This is a genomic window from Edaphocola flava (assembly GCF_004118155.1).
Taxonomy (GTDB): domain Bacteria; phylum Bacteroidota; class Bacteroidia; order Chitinophagales; family Chitinophagaceae; genus Edaphocola; species Edaphocola flava.
Map to the genome: position 1 here is coordinate 266,572 of NZ_SAIQ01000005.1, position 25,018 is coordinate 291,589.

Below are 25,018 nucleotides of genomic sequence, written 5' to 3' on the forward strand. Positions count from 1 at the left end.
TCGGTGTTATAATAGGATTAAAGATAAGAAAAGCGGAGATGTTCTACCACTCCAGTGCCTTAAAATGTGGAATGCATCTGTCGGCCAGGGCATGCAAGCGCGGGTCTGCAGGTTCAGGTTGCAGGGCAATTACCCTCATGCCGGCGCGTTTTGGAGCAGTAGCCCCGAAAAAGGAGTCTTCAAAAACAAGGCATTTTTGTGGTGCCGTACTCAGCTCCCTGGCTACTTTCAGGTAAATAGCCGGATGCGGTTTGCCCTGCTCCTCATCCTCTCCGGATGCACAATAGCTAAAGTATGCAGCCAGTTCCAGTTTATTCAGCACAATAGGAATCAGCTGTGTAGGGGCGTTGGTGGCCAGTCCCAGCCGGTAACCGCGGGCATGCAATTGCTGAACGGTATGCTGTATGCCTTCTATGGCCTCGCCTTTAGTATGGATCAGTTCGCCCACATACCGGATCACTTCTGCCGCCACCTCATCCAGTGTCGGGCCGGTCCAGGGCGTATGCTCATACCAGAAGCGGGTCACTTCAGTAGTGGTCATTGCTGCAGTACGGGCGCACAGCTCGGGGCTGAGGGTAATCCCTAAGCTGCCGAAAATGGCCTCCTCTGCCTGTTGCCAGAAATGCATGGAGTCTATGATAACCCCGTCCATATCAAAAATAACCGATTCTATATCCTCCAGGAGTATGTGCATGTGCTTATCTGTTTATAGGGTGCATGACCTGCGGGTCAAAAAAGTGATTGAGGCTACCTTTGCCTTTGCCGATGTGTACACCTTTTGAGGCCAGTATTGCCTTGTGTACATATTGCTGTGCGGCCTCTATGGCTTTGGTCATCGTATACCCCCTGGCCAGGAAAGTTGCTATAGCTGCCGAAAGGGTACAGCCGGTGCCATGTGTATTGTTACTGTCTACACGAGGTTGAGTCAATATCTGTTGTTCGCCTTTTGCATTGCTGTAGACAGCATGTAAGGCCTCACCTTCCATATGTCCGCCTTTGACCAGTACCGCCGGACAGCCATGTTGCAGGATAATGGCTCCCGCACGTTCCATATCAGATACAGATTGTACAGGAATTCCGGCCAGTATTGCAGCTTCGTCCATATTTGGGGTAAGCAGTGCAATATGCGGAAACAGCAAAGACTGCATCGTTGCTATGGCTGATTTATCAAGCAGCCTTTTGCCCGAAGTAGATACCATAACCGGGTCCAGTATGACCGGGATCTCAGGATAACTTGACAGGACCGTACAAATTGCTTCGATATGCGCTTCTGTATGCAGCATACCTATTTTGATGGCGTGTGGGCTTATGTCTTCCAGTACGGCTTCCAGCTGTGCCGCCACGATTTCTGTTGGAATCGGATGCACCTGTTGTACGCCCATCGTATTCTGTACGGGCAGGGCCGTCAGTACAGTAGTGGCATATGCGCCTAGTGCAGATATAGTTTTGATATCGGCCTGTATGCCTGCGCCCCCGCTGCCGTCAAATCCGGCAATGGTCAGTACAATGGGAAATGTATGTTTCGTTTCTTGCATGGAATATCTGTGTAAAGACAGGGTATTGTTCCTCAGCCTTGTTACACAAAGAAAAGCAAAGGCACGGACAAGATATGTCGTATGTGCCGGGATGCTTTTTCCTACGCCGGTATCAACCGGATCAGGTACTGAGGGACTCTCTCAATTCCAAAATGGAATACCCCTAAAGCGTATGCAAAGGTACAAAAAAGGAGCAGCGTAACCGCTGCTCCTTTGTAATTAAATTATGGTCTTTACCGGATTAACCTTCCTGATGGAAAGGGTAACGATAGTTCGTAACCGGTACAAAAGTTTCCTTGATAGTACGGGCACTTAACCAGCGATACAGGTTCAGTGCAGAACCCGCTTTATCATTCGTTCCGGATGCACGGGCACCACCGAATGGCTGCTGGCCTACTACCGCACCGGTAGGTTTATCGTTGATGTAGAAGTTACCTGCAGCATTAACCAGGCGCTTGGTCAGGTATTCGATTACTTGTCTGTCTTTAGCAAAGATAGAACCGGTCAGGGCATAACCTGAAGTACGGTCTACGGTATCCAGGATGCTGTCCCATTCTTGCTCATCATAAACGTAGATGGTCAGTACAGGTCCGAACAGCTCTTCACACATAGTTACGTAATCCGCTTTTTTAGCTTCGATTACAGTTGGTTCGATGAAGTATCCTTTGCTCTTATCATAGCTACCACCGGCAATAATTTCAGCATCGCTGCTGTTTTTTACACCATCAATATAGTTAGCAAGTTTGTCAAATGATTTCTCATCAATTACCGCGTTTACGAAATTGGTGAAATCATCTACAGGACCCATTTTCAGGGTTTTCATTTCGGCCAGTAATTTGGTTTTTACGGCTTCAGCTATATTAGAAGGTAAGTATGCTCTTGATGCTGCAGAACATTTTTGTCCCTGGTATTCAAAAGCACCACGCAGCAGGTTAGCGGCTACCGCATCAGCATCAGCACTTGGGTGTGCGTATACGAAGTCTTTACCACCAGTCTCGCCTACGATTCTTGGATAAGATTTGTAATGAGGAGCATTTTCACCGATTGTTTTCCACATGGTATTGAATACGCCTGTAGAACCGGTAAAGTGTACGCCTGCAAAATCTTTATGTTTGAAACAGATATCACCGATAGTTGGTCCGCCTGCATATACCAGGTTGATCACCCCATCAGGTAAGCCTGCTTCTTTCAGGATCTCCATGAATACGCTCGCAGAGTATACCTGTGTGTTAGCCGGTTTCCATACGATAACGTTACCACACATAGCCGGAGCAGTAGGCAGGTTACCGCCGATTGCCGTAAAGTTGAACGGCGTAATGGCCAGTACGAAACCTTCCAGTGCACGGTATTCCATACGGTTGTTCACACCCGGAGCAGAGATCGGCTGTTGTGCATAGATCTGGCTCAGGAAGTGTACGTTGAAGCGTAAGAAATCGATCAGCTCACAAGCACTGTCAATCTCGGCCTGGTATGCGTTTTTACTTTGACCCAGCATTGTTGCTGCGTTCATTTTAAAACGATATTTATTGGCCAGCAGGTCCGCTGCTTTCAGGAAGATAGATGCACGGTGCTCCCAGCTGGTAGCAGCCCATTGGTCACGGGCTTTCAGTGCCGCTTCAATCGCTTTGTTGATATGCGTTTCATCACCCATACTGAAGTGACCCAGCAGGTGTGCTGTTTCATGCGGTGGGTGAATGCTTACTTTGTTATCTGTACGAACTTCTTCTCCGCCGATATACATCGGAATGTCTCTTACCTGGGCCTTCAGGTCGGCAATAGCTGCTTTTAAGTTTTTAGCATCTGCGCTGTTGGGCGCATAATCGCGTACCGGCTCATTCTGAGGCATCGGGAAAGAAAAATATGCGTTATTCATATAAGGTATTTTTGAACAATTTTGGAGCAAAGGTAGTAAAATTTGCTTCAAACCTACAGGCCGGAGTAAAGGCCTATAAAGGATATTTATAGATGCTTTGCCAGTCCTGATAGTTACCCTCAGGATTGACGGTGGTTACCAAGGTATTTATTGATTGCCTCCACACGGTTGTTAACCTGTAGCTTCTGGTAGATACGATAGATGTGGCCTTTCAGGGTTTTGACAGAAATGAAAAGCTTATCTGATATTTCCTGGTAGGTGAATCCCTTAGAAAGCGATTCCAGTACTTCGTGTTCTTTGGGCGTGATGCCATAATCCGATCGTTGTGGCTTATGTTGCAGTACACTGATCATTTTACGGGCAATGTCCCCATCCATGGGACTACGACCGGCATGAACTTCCTGTATGGTGGTAATAATTTCCGCAGCTGCGCTGTTTTTGAGCACATAAGAGCTGGCACCGGCAAGGATGGACTCGAATACGCTTTCAGCGGTGTCCATTATCGTACACATGATAAACTCTACTTTCGGACAGCTGCTTTTAAGCCTGCGTACACATTCCACTCCGCTGATATCGGGCAATCCGATATCCATCAGAACCACATCCGGCTGAAGAGAGGGGATCAGGCTAAGACTCTCTGTCCCATTTACTGCGGTACCAATGCAATTGATACTGCTTTCATTCATGAGCATGGTCTGCAGCAGAAAACGGGTGTCCTCCTGGTCTTCAACAATAATAACAGAGATCATAGGATTCATTTTACGGATTCAGGCTGTACTCATACAAAGTAACTGAAAATATAGCATTATGGCAAAGGAACCTCTATAGAAACTATAGTGCCCGCCTGTTCGATCCACGAAATGGTACCTCCGATGGATGTAATATTATTACGGGTATTACCTAGCCCGTTACCATTGTTTGGATATACCTCTGGTTGCATGCCCGTTCCATTATCTGCAACCTGTATAATGAGCTGCTGATCATTTATCTGTACCGAAACATTGATTTTATCTGCCTGGCTATGCTTTACGGCATTATTCACAATTTCTTTTATGGTCTGGAAGATGTAGCGGCGTTTAAACCCTTCTATATTCATATCCGGTATATCTTCCGGTATGGAAACAGAATGAGTGAAATTCACATCTGACAGGAATTGTACGCAGTAGTGGCGTATGCGCGCAATCAGGCTAGCGAGGTTATCGTTACTGTCATTCAGGCTCCATACAATCTCTTTTGCCTGTAAGGTTAGTTTCCTGCTATTCCGTTCAATGATATCCAGGGCAGGAGCTGGGCCGGTTGTGTTCTGTTTAAGTACCTGTACGGCAAGACCGATAGTGGTCAGGGTGCTGCCTATTTCATCATGCAGTTCGCGGGCTATGCGTTTGCGCTCTTTGCTTTCTACTTCTATCAGCAGACGTGCACGTTCCAGTGCAGACCGTTGCTCCAGCTCCTTTAGTTTTTGCGTTTCCAGGGCCTTTTTATTGCGCCAGTAAAGGTAGCTGACAAGGATCAGGATCAGGAGCAGGATGCAGCCTGCAATCAGAAAACGGGATACTAGCGTTTGCCTTTCTATTTTTTGTTCTTTTATGGCAATGGCTCTATCTGCTGCCTCCTGTTTTCGCTCCCGCTCGTAAGAGGTAAGCCTATTATCGGTATCCTGCTGGTATAATACATCGCTGTATACATTTCTACGCTCGAGGGCCTTTAACGCACTGGTTGTATTGCCTTTTTGCTGATATACGCTGTAAAGACATTCAAAATATTCTTTTTGAATCGGCGGATCGCCCAGGTCTTCGGGATCAATTATTGCTGCTGCCTGTTGTAAGAGCAGCAGGCAGGAATCATATTTTTGTTCGGCAAACAGGACCTCTGCTTCATATAATCTGGGGTAAAATAAATACTCATCCTCATAGTGTTCCCGGATAATCTGTTCGAAGATGCTGAAATATTGCCAGGCTTGTTTTGTATCGCCTTTGTTCAGGTAATATTTGCCCATGTTCTGGTATACGTTACTGAACATGGAGTGGTCAGCAGAGTCTTTGTCCAGCTGTATGGCTTGCTGCAGGTAACGGAAAGCCTGCGCAGTGTCTTTGCGGCCTTGTTCTATAATATAGAGATTGTTGAGGGTAATCACCTCACCCTTCAGTTTTTTTGCAGGATCTTTCCTGGTTTTATTCTCTTTGAGATAGTCTATTGCATATTCATAGGCCAGATCGTAGTTTTTTCTGGAAGCAAATAAAGTGCTCAATGTAGCTTTGGCCAGTAACTTATCTTCCTGGTCCAGCAACTGTGGATTATCCAGCGATTTTTTCAGAAAGAAGATGGCCGAATCTGATACATTATACACTACACCGTACCGCAGGTCCAGCGACACTTCCATTTGCGGACTCAGAGAAATGCCCAGTCTGCTGATACTGTCCAGTTGAGCTTTTGCTCCTTCGAAATTACCCTGCTTATTAATGAGGGCCATGGCAGAAAGGCAATAAGCATCAAAAAGTACTTCATCATATTTCTTTTGCCGGGCAAGCTGTTTAATTAAAGCATAATAGGAGAGTGCACTGTCGGTTTGACCTGTATGTTGTGCCTCAGTTTTGAGACTGTCTATCAATTTCAGATCGGCTGGTGCAACAGGGAGAGGTTGGTCCTGGTTCGGTGATCGTCTGCAGGAAAGGAGGAAAAGCAGTACGATCAGTATGCCGCATAACCATGTATTCAGGAGCTTACCTGGCTTAAGCTTTGGGAGAGACACGAGATCATAGGTAACTATCATAGAAATATTTTAGTGTATAGCTAAATACCGGACTATCTATACTACGTGTAAAAGTAGAAAAAGTTAAGCGCTCTCGCGGCCGCTTACTGCCATCTCAGCTACTACTTTTGTAGTAACAGGGTACTACTACAGGTAGTAATTATTGTTAATATTAATATCTTTGTTTCGTATATCTGAGCTACAGCAAATGTTTTTTTTTCGGAGTGTGTATACTCTTTCTCGTATAAAGAGTTATTTAAAATTGATGTGGTGCATATTGCTGATCAGCTTATGTACTGCTGTACCTCTTTATGCGCAGACTTTCTGTGATACTTTAGGAGCTCATTTCACTGGTATTTCAGAACAGGGCAATGCCAGCTATGCCCTGGGTGACCTGGTTATTCTGGATGGGAATAACGATCCGAATAACATATTTACTGCCGATTGGTACCTTTCCGCAACCTCGAACGTAACTGTTTATGCTTCGTTGACAATACAGCCGGGAGCGATTGTGAGACTGAAATCGGGATCTGTACTGAGCATTTATGGATCTGTAGATAACAAGGGGTCTCTGTTTATAGAGCCCGGTGCCACCATTATTTTCTATGGTACTGTATGGAAGAATGATACAGATGCCATAGTGGGAGACGGGGCGCCTTTTCCCGATACTATTGCAGGCGGTACGATACAGTTCGCAGCACCAAGGCCCGTAATTTCTCCATCGGTACAGGCTTCGGCCTGTGTTATGGACAATTATAGCGGAGGTAATTTTGAACAAGTTCTGAAGGGCGGTAATGTGCCCATGGATATTATATTACAGGTAGCGAATCCAAACAACATTCGCCTGGAAGAAACCGATACCCGCCTGAGTGGTATGCTGGACTTTGCTGTACCGGATGGAGATATACTCTTAAATGACCGTGATTTTGTATTTGAAAAATATGCAGGCTATGACTGGTCTATACCAGATGCCCGACAGGCGTTCCTGATCACTAATAATAGTATAGATACCCTTAACTGTAAGGGAATGGTACAGAAAGAGCAGGTCGCTGCCGGTAGTAATTTTGTGTTCCCCATAGGTCTTTCTGAAACAGGCGGCGACGGCGCACGCAACTTTAGTCCTATAGCGGTGGAGAATCGAAGTGAGCAGGTAGAAATCATCCGGGCCGATGTCAAATCATATGCCCAGGTACAGGCTATAGGGTATACAACGGGTAGCCCGTCCGACCCGGCCCATGATCATCTGTGGAGGGTACATACTACAGGTGGTGGTGAAGTAGCGATTACCATGATGCATCGTACGGGTTTAACTAATGATATTGATGATCTTTTTGTTAATCCATCAGGAACCTTCAGTACCATTATGCAGTTTAAGGACGACAGGGCCACTAAGAACGGAAAGGGCGGCCCCAGGTCTTTGGGTACCGGTCTGGGCAATGCTGGTATTGCGTCTGCTGCACAGGGTGCCTATATCTTTGATACTACTGCTGCGGGTTGCGATAATAAGAATGCCTGGTTCAGAAAAGATACCGTGAGTGCAGACAGTTTGTTGCAGTTTAGTATAAAACGAAAGGGCTGTACAGTCGATCTTGATCTGCAACTCCTGTTAGACGATCTTGCCATAAATCGTATTGAAGTATGGCGCAGCGCAGACAGTGCCGGCGGCACCAGTGAGTTGATTGGTCTGATGGCCAATTTAGCCAACGAGGCAAACAAATATCATATGAATGATGCCTTTCCGCTACAGGACCTGAACCGCTACCAGCTGCGTATTGTTTTTGAAGACAGTACTGCTCTGTTTAGCCCTCCGTTATTGATATATATCGATTGCACTCAGATACATGCCTTCCCTAATCCGGTAAGCGATGGCTGGGTATATGTAAACGGGCTGGAAAAGGGTCAGGTGTTACAATTGTATACTGCAGACGGAAGACTATTACATACTACTGATGTGCAAAAGATCTGTGAACCTATTGATATGAGACCTTATGCCTCAGCACCATATTATATCATCGTTATGCAGCAGCAGCGCCGCAAAGCAGTGCTTAAAATCGTACGTTACGGACCCTGATAAAGAGTATTACTACACAATTTACTACTAAAGTAGCGTTTGCCGAAAGTAGATATCGTCAGACCTTTGCATCCTAATAAAAACATGAAGAGTAAAAAATTTAAAAACATGAAAAAGTTTTCTTTATTACTGATCGTTGCAGCAGGATTATGGGCTAAGGCTGACGCGCAAGTAAAATTCGGTAACAACCCTGTTACCATTAATGCAGGTTCCTTACTAGAACTGGAGAGTACAAATAAAGGCTTCTTACCTACCCGTGTTACACTGACAGACCGTCTTGTATGGGGCCTTGCTGGTACACCGGTTACAGGTATGATTGTATACAGCAACGCACTTGGTGCGAATGGTCTTGATACAGGCTTAGTAGTATGGCAGGGGCAATGGAACCTGCTGACGACCATTACAAAAACAGATGCGAGTTACTGGAAGCTGAAAGGCAATGCAGGAACAGTGCCTCCGACCACTTTGGGTACACCTGTAGGTGCGTCTAATTTCTGGGGTACTACAGATACTCAAAATCTGGCGGTTGGGACCAATGGTATCACTCGCGCCATTTTTGATCAGCATGGTAGCCTTTTTGGAGGCCGGGGTACTTTTGATGCCAATATGTTTATGATGCCGTCGTGGAGTCTGGTATGGGGAGATAATAATAAAGATTCTGCCAATTATGCTTTAATGTATGGCAATGGGAATACACTTGCACAAAATGGAATTGGCTCAATAGTAGGTGGTACATATAACTACTCGAGAGGTAATGCAAGTGCCGTATTTGGAGCGAGTAATAAAGACTCTGCGGACTGGAGTCTTGTCAGCGGGGCAGGGAATATATTAAGCCCGGGCGCATCTACTAGTGCGGTTTTTGGAGGAAGCAATAAGCTGGTTGGTCTGTATAATGATGCAAATGTTGTAGGGGGCACTTTTAATAAAGTGGATGCTGACGCTGCAAGGAATAGTATAATAACGGGTGATAATAACTTGATAAGTGGTAGTACTTCAAACAACAATGCTTTATCCGGAGTTAATAATACTATTTTTAATAGCTCTTCAAGTGTAGTGAGTGGAGATGGGAACAAACTGGCCAATGCAAGTAATGCAGCCATTTTTGGATCGTTAAATATAGATTCTGCCAGTTCCAATATAATAGGTGGGGAGTATAATACGATCCGTTCAACAGGGTATCAGAGCATTGTTGGCGGTAGAGTAAATAATGTGGAAACACCTTATAGTATTGTTGTCGGTACTGCTAACAGAACGGTAAATGCAAATTTTGGTTTTGGCCCATGCGCTGTATTTGGCGATAATAATGTCGATTCTGCACGTTGGACGCTGATTGCGGGATTTAATAATATAGTAAGCCCTGGTATGGCATACGGAACAGTAGTGGGCAGACATAATCAGCCGGTTAACGGAGCATTGTTTACTGTCGGAACAGGAACAGGTTTTTTACAACGCAAGAATGCACTAACCGTACTATCTACACAAACTACCGGTGCTGCTGTTAATGGTAATATTGTGTTTGCAAACCTGCCTAAATATAATACGCCTGCAGATGCCGTTGCTGATGCATCCCTGCCTTCTGGTGCCATGTACTTCTTAACCACTGGTGGTCCGGTATATGTGAAGCCATAAGCTTTCTCTACATTGGGTATACATGATCGATAGTCCGGCACTTTTTGCCCGGCTAGTCTGAAAAACCATCATGTTGATTTACCCTTAATTCAAAAACTTTTATCCCTTAAACATTTTTGCCGGTTTTCGTTCGAGCATGACATAGAACGAAAACCCGGTACAGGGGATCGTATGCCATGTAATACAGTTAAATACTGGCATACACTTCTATTTTCTTATTTTAAAAGCAATCAAAAATGAATCAAATCATAAAATGGAGGCCGGTTATTTATAGCCTGTCATTAATGACCATTCTTTTTGCTCATAAGGCCAGTGGCCAGCAGGGGGCCTGCACTACCGGTGGGGCTATAGGCTACAGCCAGTATGTAAATTATACAGGCGCTACAAGCGGCGACCAGTCCATATCGGCTGCAGGCAGCATAGAGATTGGCCCTGCGGGTGTATACGATGTATACGGTGCCCTGATCAATAATGGTAATATTACGGTACAAAGCGGTGGTGTGCTGAGTGTATATGGTGATTTTGTTAATAATGGTACGCTGAAAGTATCGCCCGGAGGGACGATTAACTTTTATGGCACTACCTGGACTAACGCCACTACCGCTCTTGTATCAGATAATGAAGCCATGGCCAATACAACGCCTGGTGGAAATGTACACTTTATTGCTCCACGACCTGCTATTCCGGCCAGCTATATCAGCAGCTCACCTTGTCTTTCAGCTTACAGCGGCGGCAATTTTGCTCAGAATATAGATGGGGGAAATGTGGCTATGGATATCTCCATGCATATAAAAAATGCCAATAATGTAAACCTGATCAACAGCAATACCCGTTTAGAAGGTACATTGGTGTTTGACGCGGTAAGCGGCGATGTAAACCTGGGTAATAATAACTTCGATTTTACGGCTAATGGCACCTGGAGTACGACTGTAGCACCTGATGCTGCCTACTTCCTGACCAATGGTATAACAGCCTGTGCCGGAGCGGTAGAAAAGACAGGACTGGCCAGCGGGGCCAGCTTTGTGTTCCCGATCGGACGTGCGGAAACGTATAGCGGCGGGCGCGATTTTACCCCTGCTATCCTGCGCAATGATGGTACCGCAACCGATAACTTCCAGGTACGGGTTAAAAACTATGCAGATGCACAGAGCATCGGAGGTATAGTGATTCATGCGCCTGAAGAAGGTATGGACCGCGTATGGCAGATTACCAGTACTAATGGTAGTGGTGTAACCATGAACCTGCAGCATAATAGTGCAACGAACGGCGGTACATATACAACCGTATTTGGCGGTGACCCGAATGCTTTTATAACGCAATACCAGGGTAACGGAAACTGGAATACAGGCCCTTCGGGTACCGATATTACGGGTAGTGTTGGGGGCTCTGTAATTCATGTTCGTGGTTTCTCACTGACCAGTACAGCAACTAATTGCGGTGATGCAGGCAGCTGGTTTACTAAGTCTCCGGATGCGAACTCTCCTTTACCGGTAACGCTGTTGAGCTTTACAGGGAAACCAATGGCCTGTGCTGCACAACTGAACTGGCTTACTGCAGAAGAGCAATCGCTGGACCGTTTCGAGATAGAATATAGCAAGGACGGAAGCAGCTATATGCAGGTCGGTAGCACACCAGCAAAAAATATTGCCGGAAGTACTTATGAGTTTAGCTATGAGCAGCCAGCGGGTTCGGGTTATTACCGCCTGAAGATGATTGACCGGGACGGTCAGTACACCTATAGTACTGTGGTACTGGTACACACCAATTGTGACGATCTGTCTATAGTACTCTATCCTAACCCTACCCCTGATGTGGTGCATGTTAAAGGGCTGCAAAGCGGATCAGTGATACAGGTATATGATATCTCTGGCAAGCAGCTGATACAGCAAAAGGCTGTGGCTGATGAAGCCAATCTGGAGCTTGGCGCTTATGCTGCGGGTACGTATACAGTAATTATTACAAACGGAACGGAACGACTGCTGAGTGTGAAAGTAGTAAAACAATGAAAATAACATACTATCTATAAAATGTCAGGTCTGCCATTGTCCTTTAGGGGTATATGGGCAAGGCAGATACTGATCCCTACACCCATAATTAATACCTGCTAAACCTACGCAGCTATTACTCTACACCTGATGAAAAAAGCAAGTATACTTTGTATACTTATAATGATATAATCATTTCTCTTCACAGCTCAGGGATCGCATGTCTATGCGATCCTTTTTGCTTCCCCTTCTCCACAGATGCAGCAGAAATGAGCTTATCTTTAAATAGCTAAAAAAAGAGTAACTTACGCCCCGAATTTATCTATATCTGAACATATTATATTATGAATTTAGAATTCAATAAAAATGAAGATGCCATGCGCCTGATCACCAGCCAGGTGAGACAGCGTAAAGCAGTGATTGAAGAGGGTGGCGGAAAGAAAGCAATTGAAAAAGGAAAAGCCAAAGGCAAAATGTCGCCTCGTGAGCGTATCGAATACCTGACAGATAAAGATTCAGACTTCCTGGAGCTGGGCATTTTTGCGGGTTATGAGATGTATCCTGAGCATGGTGGTTGTCCTGCCGGTGGTACGGTAGCCGGTATCGGTTATGTAAGTGGCCGTCAGTGTATGATCATTGCCAATGATTATACCGTTAAAGCCGGAGCCTGGTTCCCTATTACGGGTAAGAAAAACCTGCGCCTGCAGGAGATTGCGATGGAAAACCGCTTGCCGGTGATCTATATCGTGGATAGTGCCGGTGTTTATCTGCCCATGCAGGACGAGATCTTCCCGGATAAGGAGCATTTCGGACGTATTTTCAGAAATAATGCACAGATGAGTGCTATGGGTATTACCCAGATTGCAGCAGTAACCGGTAGCTGTGTGGCTGGTGGGGCGTACCTGCCGATCATGAGCGATGAAACGCTGATGGTAAACGGTAATGCCTCTATTTTCCTGGCCGGACCATACCTGGTAAAAGCGGCAATAGGTGAGGATGCAGACCAGGAAACCCTGGGTGGTGCGACTACACATACAGAGATCAGCGGTATTGCCGATTATAAATTTGATACCGAGCAGGAATGCCTGGATCAGGTAAAAAGAATTGTAGATAAGCTGGGTAAACCGGAAGATGCCGGATTTGACCGTGCCAAACCAGCGCTGCCATTGAAAGATCCTAAAGAGATCTGTGGCCTGGTGAGTGCAGAGAATAATAAGCCTTATGATATTGTTGAGATCATTGAACGTATTGTAGATAATTCAGAATTTGATCAGTTCAAACAAGATTACGGTAAGACCATAGTATGTGGTTATGCACGTGTCGACGGGTGGGCAGTAGGTATTGTGGCCAACCAGCGTATGATTGTAAAGAGTGGCAAGAAAGAAATGCAGCTGGGTGGGGTTATCTATGGCGACAGTGCCGATAAAGCAGCCCGTTTTATACAGAACTGTAACCAGAAAAAAATACCACTGGTCTTCTTGCAGGATGTGACCGGCTTTATGGTGGGTACGCGCAGCGAGCATTCCGGTATTACTAAAGATGGTGCCAAGATGGTAAATGCTGTAGCCAACTCTGTAGTGCCTAAGATCACGATCATCATTGGTAACTCCTATGGTGCCGGTAACTATGCGATGTGTGGCAAGGCTTACGACCCTCGCTTTATATATGCATGGCCTAATGCCAAAGTTGCGGTAATGGGTGGAGAGCAGGCCGCAAAAACGCTGTTGCAGATCCAGGTGGCTTCGCTGAAAGCAAAAGGAGAAACCATAGATCCGGAAAAAGAGCAGGCACTGCTGAAAGAGATTACGGATAAGTATAATAAACAGACTACCCCGTATTATGCAGCTTCCCGTCTGTGGGTAGATGATATCATTGATCCGCTGGATACGCGTAAAGTGATTGCAGAAGGAATTAAGGCCGCAAACAATGCGCCGATCAACAGAGAATGGAAAGCCGGAGTATTCCAGGTATAAGTCCATCTCTTACTATACAACAATAAAGGCTGCTCATAGAGCAGCCTTTATTGTTGTATACAGCTTTTTTTTGCTGTGCATCTTTGTCTCCCGAAGGAGGATATTCTAATAACTGAGTATCCGCTTAAAGGAAACAAAGATTGGCCTTATGATTTAGGCATTCTATTTATATCTTTTGCTACCTTTTGCCTTGATGCAAAAGGTACCGCCAAAAAATCAAGGCTGTATACATCCCTGGCTAAAAATCAATGTGTCGGTCGGTCGCAAACCAGACTCGCTGCGCTCAGACAGTGGTTTCCGACTTTATCGACCGAGCCAATGATTTTTGTAACGCCGGATTTATAAGGCCATTTGAACGATCTGTACTTGTACGGATCGCTTAATGTTTTCATCACAGCGATAGCCATTTTGGAGTGCAGATGCGATCGTTGAGCAGCGAATGGATCACACGTTAAGCTCAGACGATCAATGCACGCAACGGTACAAAATGGCGGTGCTTGCAATCGCCTTGATGAAATATCATTTTTGCACCTTTTGTTGCCGGACAAAAGGATGAAAAAAAAGGTTACTACATGCGGATAGTCGGTTTCTAATAAATACAATAGGCTGCTCATAAAGCAGCCTATTGTATTTATTGAAATGTCTTTTTTATGCAGTCTGACCTACTACTTTCAGGTATTGCAGGTGAGAACCCAGAGCGCCGATCAGTGTTCGGTGTTCGTGATAAGGCACATTATATTTGGCACATACCTGCTGTACAATACGGTTGATAGCAGGATAGTGGATATGGCTGATCTTAGGGAACAGGTGATGCTCTACCTGGAAGTTCAGTCCGCCGGTCATCCAGGATACTATTTTACTGCGGGTAGAAAAGTTAGAAGTTGTTTGTAACTGGTGTATAAACCAGTTTTGCTCAATTTTGTGTGTGTCTTCATTTGGCATAGGGAACTCAACGTCCTCAACCACGTGTGCCAGCTGAAATACAATACTGATAATCACTCCGGTGATGCCAGCCGTGATCAGGTAACCGATCAGGGCATGTTGCCAGCCTACCACTACGATAGGTACAACGATGAACATAACAAAGTAGAAAACCTTAGTCGCCCAGAAACCGATATGGTCTTTAGTCGCCATCTTAGGCACCTTTTTATCCATGATCTTACCCGTAAAGTATTTGGTAAAATCGTTAAAGCCGATCCAGGTGATATAGGTTAAAGAGTAGAGTACCAGACTGTAGATATGCTGGAATCGATGCAAAGGGTAGTGCTTTTGCTCTCTGTTGGTACGGATGAATGGTTTGATGTCAATATCATCATCATGCCCCTCAATATTAGTGTAGGTGTGGTGGATTACATTATGTTTCACCTTCCATAAATAGGTGCTGCCACCCATAATGTTCAGGGAATAGCCCATAATATTATTCAGCCATTTCTTATCTGAATAGCTGCCGTGGCCGCCATCATGCATTACATTAAATCCGATCAGGGAGAACGTCAGTCCAAGTAATCCGCACATCAGTACATTGGCCCAGGTAGGTAAGCTACCGAATACAAGCAGTACATAAAGCGTAATTAACGCAGCAACCAAAACAATCGTTTTGTGATAAATGCGCCAGTCACCGGTTGGCTTTTTTTTGCTCTCTTTGAAATAAGCATCTACTTGTCCTTTCAGTTCTTTTGTGAACTCTGGATTGATGCTATTGATAAATGAAATGTTTTTTGCCACAGCACTAATTTAAAATGTAATGGGCAAATTTACTATATAAATCCGGGTAATCTATATTTCGTCACGGATATTTTACAGGCATTAACCACTTTTTAATAAATATTTTGCATATTTATATATGTTTGTGGTATTTTGTAAGGAGCAAACAATATGGAGTATTCCTTTAACGGGCAGCCATTCTGCATTCAAAATAGGTGAGAAACGGGCTCTTAACGCTACTGCAAAGCATTCCTCAATGCTGAAATAATGTGTTATTGAATAGCTTTTTTGAGAGCTTCTGCTTCTTTTTGTAGCGATTTGATCGATTTCTTCTGTTTGCGGGTTTCCCTGTAGCGGTCATAGGCCTTTTCTACGCCCCAGCAGGCAAAATTGAATAATTGCCATTTCACGAAGGAGATTGCAACCTTTTTAACCAGGCTTTTTTTCTTTCTGGCCGGCTTGCCTGAGGCTACTACAGCCAAGGCGGTTTTTTCTTCAGCAGGACTGGCTGTTTTCGGTTTGCGCTTAAAAAGAGAGAGAATGTTACCCAGCCTAAACATGCCTTTGGCATTGGGATCAAGCAGGGAAGAGGCTATATTCATGCCAATAGAAGTAGGGTCGAATATGTATGAAAACATATTCTCCTCCATATCTCTATAGCTATCCTTTACCTTACGCTGGTCGGCCAGCAGTTTGTGGAGAGAATTATAAGTTTTGCGTGTTTTTTTCGGTTTTTTAGGTATAGTCTGATTCATAAGCATCGTCGGTTTGAGGGTTTATGCATCACTTTTTACAGGAGCATCGTCATCGTCATCATCTCTTGGTTTGGTCAGTAACCAGATAAATTTGCCGGCTAAGAAGCGCATAATATTCTTTTTGAAGAAGAACATGATGCATAGAAAAAGGAGCATGAGTCCTGCAATGGACAGATAACCGGCAGTCTTGCTGTCGAACAGGGCGCTGAGAAACTCCGCAAGGCCCAGTGCGCTGAAGCAGAACATGGCAAAAAAGATTACGAATGCAATAGAGGCGTATACCAAATAACCCATTACATTAACCACTCGTTCCAGGGCTTCTAAACGAACTTCCTGAATGCGAAGGCTGATGTAACGGGTTATGTATGCTTTAAGAGCGGATATAGGATTTTCCAAAAGAATGCTTGAGTTTGTTGAAACAAAAATAGTTTTTTACTTTCTAACAATCAAGCCTTACTTATGATTCGAAAATCTCTTGTTCCAGATCTTTGGTCTTCTTAGTTACCTTATTTTTTAATTTGGAAACAGAATCTTTCAGCTTTTCGATTTGTTCATCGCGTTTGTCTTTATCCGTTCCTAAGATGTAGCCCACTGCTGCGCCTACTGCTGTTCCGATCAAAAGTGTAGCTAAGGTTTTTCCTGTACTGTTTGCCATAGTGTTAAAATTTAATGGTTAATTGGTTTTCGTTGTGTTTATATCACAAATCTAAGTTACTTTAGTCATGAGACCAATTCAGATTGAGAAAATTACAAAATCCTTAATAAATTGGATGCGGCTTTTCTTAAATAATTTATAATTTGAAACAAAATACTGCTTATGGATGCTATTAAAAACAATGTGATCAGGCAAATCGTTATCCTGCTCTTGATTCTTTTTCTGGGAATCGTTATCATCTGGAAACTGACCTACTTTATTCCCGGCTTTTTAGGAGCCACTGCTTTGTACATTATGTTCAGGAGCTGGTATTTCAAACTGGTGGAACAGCGAAAATGGAAACGCTGGATGGCTGCCACTGTACTCATCATCGGATTGCTGATCGCTATGGTCGGACCGGTATATGCCATGATACAGGTACTCACCCCCAAGGTGAATGCGGCACTGAGTAATACGGACCAGATCCGCGATGCGGTATTGGATGTATATCATTATGTACAGAAAAAGGTACCGCAGGTAAATATATCTCAGCAGCAGGTGCTGGGTTTTGTGCAGAAAGGAGTGGGCTTCTTACCTATGATCCTCAATGCGACGGCTAATCTTTTTGCCAATATTTTTACCGCATTATTCATCTTCTATTTTATGCTTATGGGCGGACGTAAAATGGAAAGCAGTTTCCGTGAATATGTACCCCTGGCGCGTAAAAGCCGTAATGAAGTCTGGAAGGAAACGCATAATATGGTTGTCTCCAACGCGATTGGTATTCCTTTCCTGGCGCTTTGCCAGGGTATCGTAGCCATATTTGCATATTGGTTCTGCGGTGTAGAAGGTGCTATATTATGGGGTATTCTTACAGGTATGGCTACCGTCATTCCGGTGATCGGAACCATGATTGTCTGGGTGCCGGTGTGTATATACCTGCTGGCAAAAGGAGAGACCTCCTACGCCATTGGCCTGGCACTGTATTGTTTTATCGTTGTAGGGTCTACAGATAATGTGATCCGCTTCCTGTTTCTGAAGAAGTTCGGAGATGTGCATCCGCTGGTTACGGTATTCGGGGTTATCCTGGGGCTGAACCTGTTCGGAATTGTGGGTCTGATCTTCGGACCGCTGATCCTGTCCTACTTTATGATGCTCATTCGTATATATAAGGTAGAGTACAGTGAACCGGAAGAACAGCTTGATGCTGTGAGTAAAAGTACTGATTGATATATTATATGATATAAGGTTTATAAACAGGGGTCGCTTATGGCGGCTCCTGTTTTTTGTCCGGGATAATGCATATTTGTTTACTTTTGTAGCACTAAAAAATACTTGCTCCCCTTACGCATATGCCCGATATTATTCAACTGTTACCCGATCATTTAGCCAACCAGATAGCGGCAGGCGAGGTTATTCAGCGACCAGCATCCGCAGTGAAAGAATTGTTAGAAAATGCTATTGATGCCGGTGCAACACAGGTACACCTGGTGTTAAAAGATGCCGGCAAAGAGCTGATCCAGGTAGTAGATAACGGGAAGGGGATGAGTGCCATAGATGCCCGCATGAGCTTTGAAAGACATGCAACCTCAAAGATCAAAAAGATAGATGACCTCTTTTCTATCCGTACGAAAGGCTTTCGGGGCGAAGCACTGGCCTCTGTTGCGGCCGTGGCGCAGATCAGCCTGAAGACCCGCCAGCAGGGAGAAGCATTGGGCACACAGATCGAGATCGCTTCTTCAGAAGTGGAAAAGCAAGAGCCGGTTGCCTGCCCTGAGGGGACAAGCATATCTATCAAGAATCTATTTTATAATGTACCGGCCCGCAGGCATTTTCTGAAATCAAATGCTACGGAACTGCGTCATATCCTGGATGAGTTTACCCGTATTGCGATGGCGCATCCCGATATAGCGTTTAAATTTACGCATAATAATGTTGAGCAGTTTAATCTGGGTATAGGCAACCTGCGTCAGCGGGTAATGGCCCTGATCGGTAACCAGGTAGATAAGCACCTGGTGCCCGTAGAGGAGCAGACCGATTTGTTGAATATTACCGGATTTATTGGCAAGCCCGAGGCAGCAGCACGCACCCGCGGCAGCCAGTATTTCTTTATCAATAATCGTTTTATCAAGAATGCTTACCTCAATCATGCAGTACAGCAGGCATATGATGGGCTCATCGCTAAGGAATCGTTTCCTTTATATGTCTTATTCCTGGAGATTGATCCCCGCAAGGTTGATGTCAACGTGCATCCGACCAAGCAGGAAGTAAAGTTTGATGATGATAAAATGATGTATGCCTATTTGCAGGCTGCAGTAAAATATGCATTGAATAAGTTTAATGTAGCCCCTTCTATTGACTTTACACTGGATCCGGAGATTCAGAACCTGACAGCGGTTCAGTTGCCAGGCAGCAATACCCGTCAGGAGTCCGCCAAATCGGGCTATCTGTTTGATACCTTTTCCCGGCCAGGACAGGCACATTTTATTGCGAAGCAGGAAGATCGTAAAGCCTGGAAGGAGCAGCAACAGGCCTTTTTTCCGGAGATGCCTTCAATGGGTATTCGTGATATAGTGCCCGATGATGTTCCGATGTCCGTACAGCCATCATTACTCAGTAATGATATACCGGATGATGCAGGACATAAATCCATTATTCAGTGGAACGAATACCTCATCACAACGATGAAATCCGGAGTAGTTATCCTGCATCAGAAACGAGCCCTGGAGCGGATTATCTATGAAAAGCTGGAGACCAGCCTGGCACAGAAAAGGCATGTATCGCAGCAGCTGCTGTTCCCGATACCCCTGCAGTTTGCCCCTTCAGATGCGTTGGTCCTTGCAGAAGTGTTGCCGGAGTTGTATGCACTGGGTTACGATATTCAGCAGGAAGATGATGCGGGCTTTACTATTCAGGGCGTACCGGCAGATATTGCCGCTGGTCATGAAGCACAGGTGCTGGAAGCAATTGTGGAGCAATTGAAGCATGAACAAGGTACAATACAACATAGCCGTCAGCTGGCTATATTAAAAACAATGGCCAAAAGAATGGCTGTACCGAAAGCCATGCAACAGGAGCAGGCACAGGCCCTGGTCGACGAATTATTTGCTTGCGGGCAACCGCAGTATGCACCAGATGGAGCATTGATTTTCAAGATATTAGATAAAAATAGTATAGAATCATTGTTATGAAATTGTGATATTTTTAACGGCAAATGCAATAAATTAAAGATTGTTTCCGTTGATAAATAACTGATAAGCATATTCTTGTATTAAAAACTGTGCTGTGGAACCAGTCTCGTTTTCACGGTAGTTGTAATTTTTTTTTCAGGGTATTGTTTATTCCAAGCGAACCAATATCTTTGCTACTACATTTTTATAGACAGAAAAATAAAAACACAAAATCGTAAACAACAAAAAATTGAATTATGGCAGAAGTTAGAAATGCTCCTAAAGCAGCAGCACCTACCAAATCCAACAAATCAAACAACTCAAATGGCTTTTGGGTGAATCTTGCAATCGTTGCATTATGTATCGTAGTAGGTCAACTGATCTATCACATGGTACTGGGAGATCCTTCACACTTTATGGATGCGGAGAAACACAAACCAAAACCTGGTGATTTCATGGGTAACATGTACCTGGGTGGTTTTATCGTACCACTGCTGATGGCAACCTTCCTGGTTATGTTGGCATTCGTTATTGAGCGTGCAGTTACTATTATGAAAGCTAAAGGTAAAACCAATGGTGGTGAATTCGTTCGCAAAGTACAATACCACCTGGCTAATAAAAATATCGATGCAGCAATCGCTGAATGTGATAAACAAAGTGGTTCTGTAGGTAACGTAATGCGTGCAGGTCTGTTAAAGTACAAAGAAATGACTGTTAACACTGAGCTGACTCACGACGAAAAATTATTATCTATTCAGAAAGAAGTTGAAGAAGCAACTGCACTGGAAGTACCAATGTTAGAGAAAAACTTAGTGTTCTTATCTACTATCGCTTCTGCGGCTACCCTGTTAGGTCTGATCGGTACCGTAATCGGTATGATCAAATCATTCTCTGCAATGGCGAATGCAGGTGCTCCTGATGCTACTGCACTGGCTGCAGGTATCTCTGAGGCCCTGTACAACACTGCACTGGGTATCTCTACTTCATTCTTCGCGATCATTTTCTACAACTTCTATACAACGTTGATTGATGGCGTAAACTACAATATTGACGAGAGTGGTTTCACTTTAACACAAAGCTTTGCAGTTAACTACAAATAATCTTTGTAAAATTTTCTGAAAAAATTTGTGGAAAGTTTTTCCAATTACGTCTAATATTTAAAACAATAGAAAATGCCAAAAGTAAAAATGCCCCGTAAAGGGAGTCATGTGGACATGACGGCAATGTGTGACGTTGCGTTTCTGCTGTTGACGTTCTTCATGTTGGCTACTAAATTTAAGCCGCAGGAACCAGTGGTAATTCGCACTCCGGCATCAACTTCAACGATGCCGATCCCGAACGACTACATGTTGTTGTCCTTATCTAAAGATGGCAGAGTATTTTTCTCTATCGATAACCTTAACGTAAGAGAAGAGTTGATTACAGAGATCAGCCAGTCAAAAGGCCTGAACCTGAGCCCTGCACAGATCAAAGCTTTCAAAGAAGGCGGTTCGATCGGTGTACCGTTCAACAAACTGGGTTCTTACCTGGCACTGACTCCGGCTCAGAGAAACGAGTATGACAAAACGGCTCCGGGTATCCCGACCGACACTACCGCTTCTTATGAGACCAATGAGTTGTCTTACTGGATCAAAACTTCCCGCTATGCTAACCCTAAGTTACGTATCGCGATCAAGGCCGACGGAGATGCAAAGTATCCTGAGATCCAGAAAGTGATAGCCACTTTAGGACATGAGAAAGTTTTCCGCTTCAACTTCATCACTGACGGTAAAGCAGTACCTCCGGGTACAGCACTGGCAACTGAAGTAGCTGCTGGTAAAAAGGAATAAGTTCGATCTATCTTATTTAATAATATTAACCCCAATAGCAAAAGAGCGTACCCGCTCTTTTGCTATCAAAAAAGCTGAGTTATGGCTGAAATGGAAGTCAAGGGTGGGAAAGGTTCCCCCCGAGTAGATTTAACGCCGATGGTGGATCTTGGATTCCTGCTGATTACTTTCTTCATGTTCACGACGACCATGTCTAAACCAAAGACGATGGAAATCCAGATGCCTTTCAAAGAGGATAATATGAAAGAGGATGAGAAAAGCAAGGTTAAAGAAAGCACCGCAATGACCATCCTTTTGAGTAAAGATCACCGTATTTATTACTACTACGGTATCGGTTCTGATGCAACCAAACCACCTGAGCTGAAAGTAACCAGCTTCAAGGATCAGGATGGTATCAGAGACGCGATCATTGCCAAGAAAAAAGAAGTACAAGGCCTGATCTCTGCCGGACAGTTAAGTGCAGATGATAAGTTAACCATCATGGTGAAGCCTGCAGAAAATTCTACTACAGATGATCTGATCAATGTACTGGATGAAATGACCATCAATGCAGTGCCTATTTATGCGGTAGTTGATATTACCCCTGTTGACCTGGAATTTATCTCTGCTACAGAAAAGGCAAACGGAATTCAATAATTCCACGAAAACAAATTTTAAATTATGGATGCTAATAAAATATTAAAAGCCAGCTATTTAGATATACTTTTTGATGGTAAGAACAAGAAGTATGGTGGATACGAGTTGCGTAAGAAATATCCGCGTCGCGCTTTAGTAGCCGGATTGATCAGCATTTTCGTAGTAGGAGGCGTTTTCGGAGCTACGCTGATTAAGCGTAAACCTAAAGACGAGGGTCTCGCATCTAATGTGCCTGTGGTTACAGAAATGAAAAACCTGGAACCACCGCCGCCACTGAAAGAAAACGAGCCACCACCACCACCACCACCGGTAGCTCCGCCACCAGTTAAGCCTTCTGTGAAATTTACCGTTCCGGAAATTAAGAAGGACGAAGAGGTACCTAAAGAAGAAAAACTGGTAGAACCTCCTAAAGAAGAAAAAGTGGTTGTGGGTAAAACAACCCAGGATGGTTCAGATGACCCGAATGCATTAGACCCATCTTTAAGTAACCTGCCAAGCGGTACAGGTAAGCCTGAGCCGGTAAAAACAGGCGGTGGAGATGGTGACGGTCCTTCTAAAACGGAGATTTTCCGTGCAGTAGAAGTACAGCCTAAAGCTCCTTATGACTGGAATAAGTATTTGGCTAACAACCTGAGATATCCTAATGCTGCCCGTGAAGATGGTATTCAGGGTAAAGTATATGTAAGCTTCGTAGTAGAAAGAGATGGTTCTATTTCTAACGTACAGGCTACAAAAGGTAAAGAGTTGGGTAACGGATTACCAGAAGAAGCAGTTCGCGTGGTAAAATCAATGCCGAAATGGGAACCAGGACAGCAGAACAAACAAGCCGTTCGTTGTTACTTTACAGTTCCGATCAACTTTAAATTGCAATAATCTTTCTTACAATAGAAAAAGACCCGGTTTATCCGGGTCTTTTTTTGCATACAATTGATGAAAATCTGATGTATAAAAAGAGGCCCGGAAGATTACTCCGGGCCTCTTTTATAGTATTGGTAAACTTTAAAGTAATTCGCCGATATCAGACATGATACGCTTGGCTATATTCTCTGCAGTTGTTTTGCTATTGCTTTCACTGTAAATACGGATGATAGGCTCTGTATTGGATGTACGCAGATGTACCCAATCCATATCAAATTCAATTTTCAGACCATCTTCAGTATTGATCGGTTGTTTTTTATAACGATCCTGTATGCTGGCAAACAGATTCTTTACATTGATCTCCGGACTTAATTCTATCTTGTTTTTAGAGATGTAATAGTTCGGGTAGGTATTGCGCAGCGTCTTGATGCTTTTGCCGAATTTGGCCAGGTGTGTCAGGAATAGAGCGATACCAATCAGGGCATCACGACCATAGTGTGATTGAGGATCAATGATACCACCATTACCTTCACCACCAATGACTGCATCTACCGCTTTCATTTTGGTCACTACATTTACCTCACCAACAGCACTAGGATAATAAGTACCACCATGCTTCTCCGTAATATCACGCAGTGCGCGGGTAGAAGACATATTAGATACTGTATTCCCTTTCTTATGTTGTAAGATATAATCTGCTACGGCAACCAGGGTATATTCCTCGCCAAACAGGCTGCCATCTTCACAAACAAAGCACAGACGGTCTACATCCGGATCTACGGCAATACCCATGCTGGCATTGTTCTTTTCTACATAACTGCACAGTTCTCTCAGGTGTTCCGGTAAGGGTTCAGGGTTATGAGCAAAATGACCATTTACTTCTTCATTCAGTACTTTGATCTTCTGAACACCCAATGCTTCCAGTAATGCCGGAACGAATATCGCACCGGTAGAGTTGATTGCATCCAGTACTATATTGAAATCTGCTGCGGCAATCGCCTCCTTATCCACCAGAGGGTGGGCAAGGATGGCCTCAATATGCTTCTGCATATAAGTATCATCTTCTGTAATCGTACCCACCTGGCCGATTTCAGCAAATGTATATTTATCATCCTGTGCGATAGTCAGCAGCTGCTGGCCTTCTTCTGCACTGATGAATTCACCTTTCTCGTTCAGCAATTTTAAAGCATTCCATTCTTTCGGATTGTGGCTTGCGGTAAGGATAATGCCACCTGCTGCCCCTGCCATAGTCACTGCGACCTCAACAGTAGGAGTAGTGCTCAGGCCCAGATCTATAACATCAAATCCCATAGCCTGCAAGGTAGACGCCACCAGGTTTTTAACCATCTCGCCGGAAATACGGCCATCTCTACCGATTACAATCTTTTTGTTTTCTGCTCCTTTCTGTTGTACCAATACGCCGAAAGCCGCCGTATATTTGACAATATCGATAGGAGTTAATCCTTGATCCGGGGCACCACCGATGGTACCTCTGATGCCGGATATGGATTTTATTAAAGCCATTTTATGTTGATTTTGCAAGCAGCAAATGTAACTTTTTTTGCAGACTAAACACGGTGGAAATTTTATCTTAACATATTAAAAGCCAGTTATCTG

General features: G+C 44.3%; 20 protein-coding genes and 1 riboswitch. Of the genes, 10 read left to right on the forward strand and 10 right to left on the reverse strand.

The annotated features are described in order from the left end of the window. Positions 1-43: 43 nt before the first annotated feature. The 5 genes from EMP01_RS14900 to EMP01_RS14920 form a co-directional block, all read right to left on the reverse strand. Positions 44-694 (reverse strand): HAD family hydrolase, encoded by a 651-nt coding sequence (locus EMP01_RS14900; protein ID WP_129022354.1) that lies wholly within the window; start codon positions 692-694, stop codon positions 44-46. Positions 695-698: 4 nt separating this feature from the next. After that, positions 699-1,535: a bifunctional hydroxymethylpyrimidine kinase/phosphomethylpyrimidine kinase gene (thiD, locus tag EMP01_RS14905; protein WP_129022355.1), complete on the reverse strand. Its 837-nt coding sequence runs from the start codon at positions 1,533-1,535 to the stop codon at positions 699-701. Between the two features lie 81 nt (positions 1,536-1,616). After that, positions 1,617-1,710: riboswitch (TPP riboswitch) on the reverse strand. A 66-nt stretch (positions 1,711-1,776) separates the two neighbouring features. Then, on the reverse strand, positions 1,777-3,408 hold the full coding sequence (gene pruA / locus EMP01_RS14910) for an L-glutamate gamma-semialdehyde dehydrogenase (RefSeq protein ID WP_129022356.1): 1,632 nt from the start codon (positions 3,406-3,408) through the stop codon (positions 1,777-1,779). A gap of 119 nt (positions 3,409-3,527) precedes the next feature. Beyond that, on the reverse strand, positions 3,528-4,157 hold the full coding sequence (locus EMP01_RS14915) for a response regulator transcription factor (RefSeq protein WP_161971347.1): 630 nt from the start codon (positions 4,155-4,157) through the stop codon (positions 3,528-3,530). 56 nt (positions 4,158-4,213) lie between these two features. Next, positions 4,214-6,178 carry a tetratricopeptide repeat-containing sensor histidine kinase gene (locus tag EMP01_RS14920; RefSeq protein ID WP_129022358.1) on the reverse strand — a complete coding sequence of 655 codons (1,965 nt, stop codon included), beginning with the start codon at positions 6,176-6,178 and terminating at the stop codon, positions 4,214-4,216. A gap of 244 nt (positions 6,179-6,422) precedes the next feature. On the opposite strand from EMP01_RS14920, the gene EMP01_RS14925 reads away from it, so the two are divergent. The 4 genes from EMP01_RS14925 (at position 6,423) to EMP01_RS14940 (ending at position 13,815) form a co-directional block, all read left to right on the forward strand. Then, positions 6,423-8,228: a hypothetical protein gene (locus EMP01_RS14925; RefSeq protein WP_161971348.1), complete on the forward strand. Its 1,806-nt coding sequence runs from the start codon at positions 6,423-6,425 to the stop codon at positions 8,226-8,228. A 108-nt stretch (positions 8,229-8,336) separates the two neighbouring features. Further along, the gene (locus tag EMP01_RS14930) at positions 8,337-9,857 is read left to right on the forward strand and encodes a hypothetical protein (protein WP_129022360.1); all 1,521 of its coding nucleotides are present in this window, start codon (positions 8,337-8,339) and stop codon (positions 9,855-9,857) included. A 236-nt stretch (positions 9,858-10,093) separates the two neighbouring features. Beyond that, positions 10,094-11,863, forward strand: a complete 1,770-nt coding sequence (locus tag EMP01_RS14935; RefSeq protein WP_129022361.1) for a T9SS type A sorting domain-containing protein — start codon at positions 10,094-10,096, stop codon at positions 11,861-11,863. 323 nt (positions 11,864-12,186) lie between these two features. Beyond that, positions 12,187-13,815, forward strand: coding sequence for an acyl-CoA carboxylase subunit beta (locus tag EMP01_RS14940; RefSeq protein ID WP_129022362.1), 1,629 nt, complete (start codon positions 12,187-12,189; stop codon positions 13,813-13,815). A 648-nt stretch (positions 13,816-14,463) separates the two neighbouring features. On the opposite strand, the gene EMP01_RS14945 is transcribed toward EMP01_RS14940, so the two are convergent. The 4 genes from EMP01_RS14945 to EMP01_RS14960 all read right to left on the reverse strand — a co-directional run bounded on the left by EMP01_RS14945 (position 14,464) and on the right by EMP01_RS14960 (position 16,929). Next, entirely contained in the window at positions 14,464-15,540 is a 1,077-nt protein-coding gene (locus tag EMP01_RS14945) for a fatty acid desaturase family protein (RefSeq protein WP_129022363.1), read from the reverse strand. A 251-nt stretch (positions 15,541-15,791) separates the two neighbouring features. Continuing rightward, positions 15,792-16,274, reverse strand: coding sequence for a hypothetical protein (locus tag EMP01_RS14950; protein ID WP_129022364.1), 483 nt, complete (start codon positions 16,272-16,274; stop codon positions 15,792-15,794). A 21-nt stretch (positions 16,275-16,295) separates the two neighbouring features. Continuing rightward, positions 16,296-16,670 carry a hypothetical protein gene (locus EMP01_RS14955; RefSeq protein WP_129022365.1) on the reverse strand — a complete coding sequence of 125 codons (375 nt, stop codon included), beginning with the start codon at positions 16,668-16,670 and terminating at the stop codon, positions 16,296-16,298. 61 nt (positions 16,671-16,731) lie between these two features. Beyond that, entirely contained in the window at positions 16,732-16,929 is a 198-nt protein-coding gene (locus EMP01_RS14960) for a YtxH domain-containing protein (RefSeq protein ID WP_129022366.1), read from the reverse strand. Positions 16,930-17,091: 162 nt separating this feature from the next. Here EMP01_RS14960 and EMP01_RS14965 point away from each other — a divergent pair, with 162 nt between their 5' ends. The 6 genes from EMP01_RS14965 to EMP01_RS14990 all read left to right on the forward strand — a co-directional run bounded on the left by EMP01_RS14965 (position 17,092) and on the right by EMP01_RS14990 (position 23,416). Next, complete coding sequence (locus EMP01_RS14965; RefSeq protein WP_129022367.1) at positions 17,092-18,138, forward strand: AI-2E family transporter; 1,047 nt, start codon at positions 17,092-17,094, stop codon at positions 18,136-18,138. Between the two features lie 122 nt (positions 18,139-18,260). Further along, entirely contained in the window at positions 18,261-20,099 is a 1,839-nt protein-coding gene (gene mutL / locus EMP01_RS14970; protein ID WP_129022368.1) for a DNA mismatch repair endonuclease MutL, read from the forward strand. A gap of 236 nt (positions 20,100-20,335) precedes the next feature. Further along, positions 20,336-21,178: a MotA/TolQ/ExbB proton channel family protein gene (locus EMP01_RS14975; RefSeq protein WP_129022369.1), complete on the forward strand. Its 843-nt coding sequence runs from the start codon at positions 20,336-20,338 to the stop codon at positions 21,176-21,178. A 72-nt stretch (positions 21,179-21,250) separates the two neighbouring features. Continuing rightward, positions 21,251-21,907, forward strand: a complete 657-nt coding sequence (locus tag EMP01_RS14980; protein ID WP_129022370.1) for an ExbD/TolR family protein — start codon at positions 21,251-21,253, stop codon at positions 21,905-21,907. A gap of 81 nt (positions 21,908-21,988) precedes the next feature. After that, a complete protein-coding gene (locus EMP01_RS14985; RefSeq protein WP_129022371.1) occupies positions 21,989-22,543 on the forward strand; it encodes an ExbD/TolR family protein in 555 nt (184 codons plus the stop codon). A gap of 24 nt (positions 22,544-22,567) precedes the next feature. Further along, positions 22,568-23,416 carry an energy transducer TonB gene (locus EMP01_RS14990; RefSeq protein ID WP_129022372.1) on the forward strand — a complete coding sequence of 283 codons (849 nt, stop codon included), beginning with the start codon at positions 22,568-22,570 and terminating at the stop codon, positions 23,414-23,416. A gap of 126 nt (positions 23,417-23,542) precedes the next feature. On the opposite strand, the gene glmM is transcribed toward EMP01_RS14990, so the two are convergent. Next, entirely contained in the window at positions 23,543-24,925 is a 1,383-nt protein-coding gene (gene glmM, locus EMP01_RS14995; protein ID WP_129022373.1) for a phosphoglucosamine mutase, read from the reverse strand. Between the last annotated feature and the right edge of the window lie 93 nt (positions 24,926-25,018).

Bases quoted from the DNA above. Each gene is read 5' to 3' on its own strand.
- EMP01_RS14900 (WP_129022354.1), bottom strand. From the start codon at position 694: ATGCACATACTCCTGGAGGATATAGAATCGGTTATTTTTGATATGGAC.
- thiD (WP_129022355.1), bottom strand. From the start codon at position 1,535: ATGCAAGAAACGAAACATACATTTCCCATTGTACTGACCATTGCCGGA.
- pruA (WP_129022356.1), bottom strand. From the start codon at position 3,408: ATGAATAACGCATATTTTTCTTTCCCGATGCCTCAGAATGAGCCGGTA.
- EMP01_RS14915 (WP_161971347.1), bottom strand. From the start codon at position 4,157: ATGATCTCTGTTATTATTGTTGAAGACCAGGAGGACACCCGTTTTCTG.
- EMP01_RS14920 (WP_129022358.1), bottom strand. From the start codon at position 6,178: ATGATAGTTACCTATGATCTCGTGTCTCTCCCAAAGCTTAAGCCAGGT.
- EMP01_RS14925 (WP_161971348.1), top strand. From the start codon at position 6,423: ATGTGGTGCATATTGCTGATCAGCTTATGTACTGCTGTACCTCTTTAT.
- EMP01_RS14930 (WP_129022360.1), top strand. From the start codon at position 8,337: ATGAAAAAGTTTTCTTTATTACTGATCGTTGCAGCAGGATTATGGGCT.
- EMP01_RS14935 (WP_129022361.1), top strand. From the start codon at position 10,094: ATGAATCAAATCATAAAATGGAGGCCGGTTATTTATAGCCTGTCATTA.
- EMP01_RS14940 (WP_129022362.1), top strand. From the start codon at position 12,187: ATGAATTTAGAATTCAATAAAAATGAAGATGCCATGCGCCTGATCACC.
- EMP01_RS14950 (WP_129022364.1), bottom strand. From the start codon at position 16,274: ATGAATCAGACTATACCTAAAAAACCGAAAAAAACACGCAAAACTTAT.
- EMP01_RS14960 (WP_129022366.1), bottom strand. From the start codon at position 16,929: ATGGCAAACAGTACAGGAAAAACCTTAGCTACACTTTTGATCGGAACA.
- EMP01_RS14965 (WP_129022367.1), top strand. From the start codon at position 17,092: ATGGATGCTATTAAAAACAATGTGATCAGGCAAATCGTTATCCTGCTC.
- mutL (WP_129022368.1), top strand. From the start codon at position 18,261: ATGCCCGATATTATTCAACTGTTACCCGATCATTTAGCCAACCAGATA.
- EMP01_RS14975 (WP_129022369.1), top strand. From the start codon at position 20,336: ATGGCAGAAGTTAGAAATGCTCCTAAAGCAGCAGCACCTACCAAATCC.
- EMP01_RS14980 (WP_129022370.1), top strand. From the start codon at position 21,251: ATGCCAAAAGTAAAAATGCCCCGTAAAGGGAGTCATGTGGACATGACG.
- EMP01_RS14985 (WP_129022371.1), top strand. From the start codon at position 21,989: ATGGCTGAAATGGAAGTCAAGGGTGGGAAAGGTTCCCCCCGAGTAGAT.
- EMP01_RS14990 (WP_129022372.1), top strand. From the start codon at position 22,568: ATGGATGCTAATAAAATATTAAAAGCCAGCTATTTAGATATACTTTTT.
- glmM (WP_129022373.1), bottom strand. From the start codon at position 24,925: ATGGCTTTAATAAAATCCATATCCGGCATCAGAGGTACCATCGGTGGT.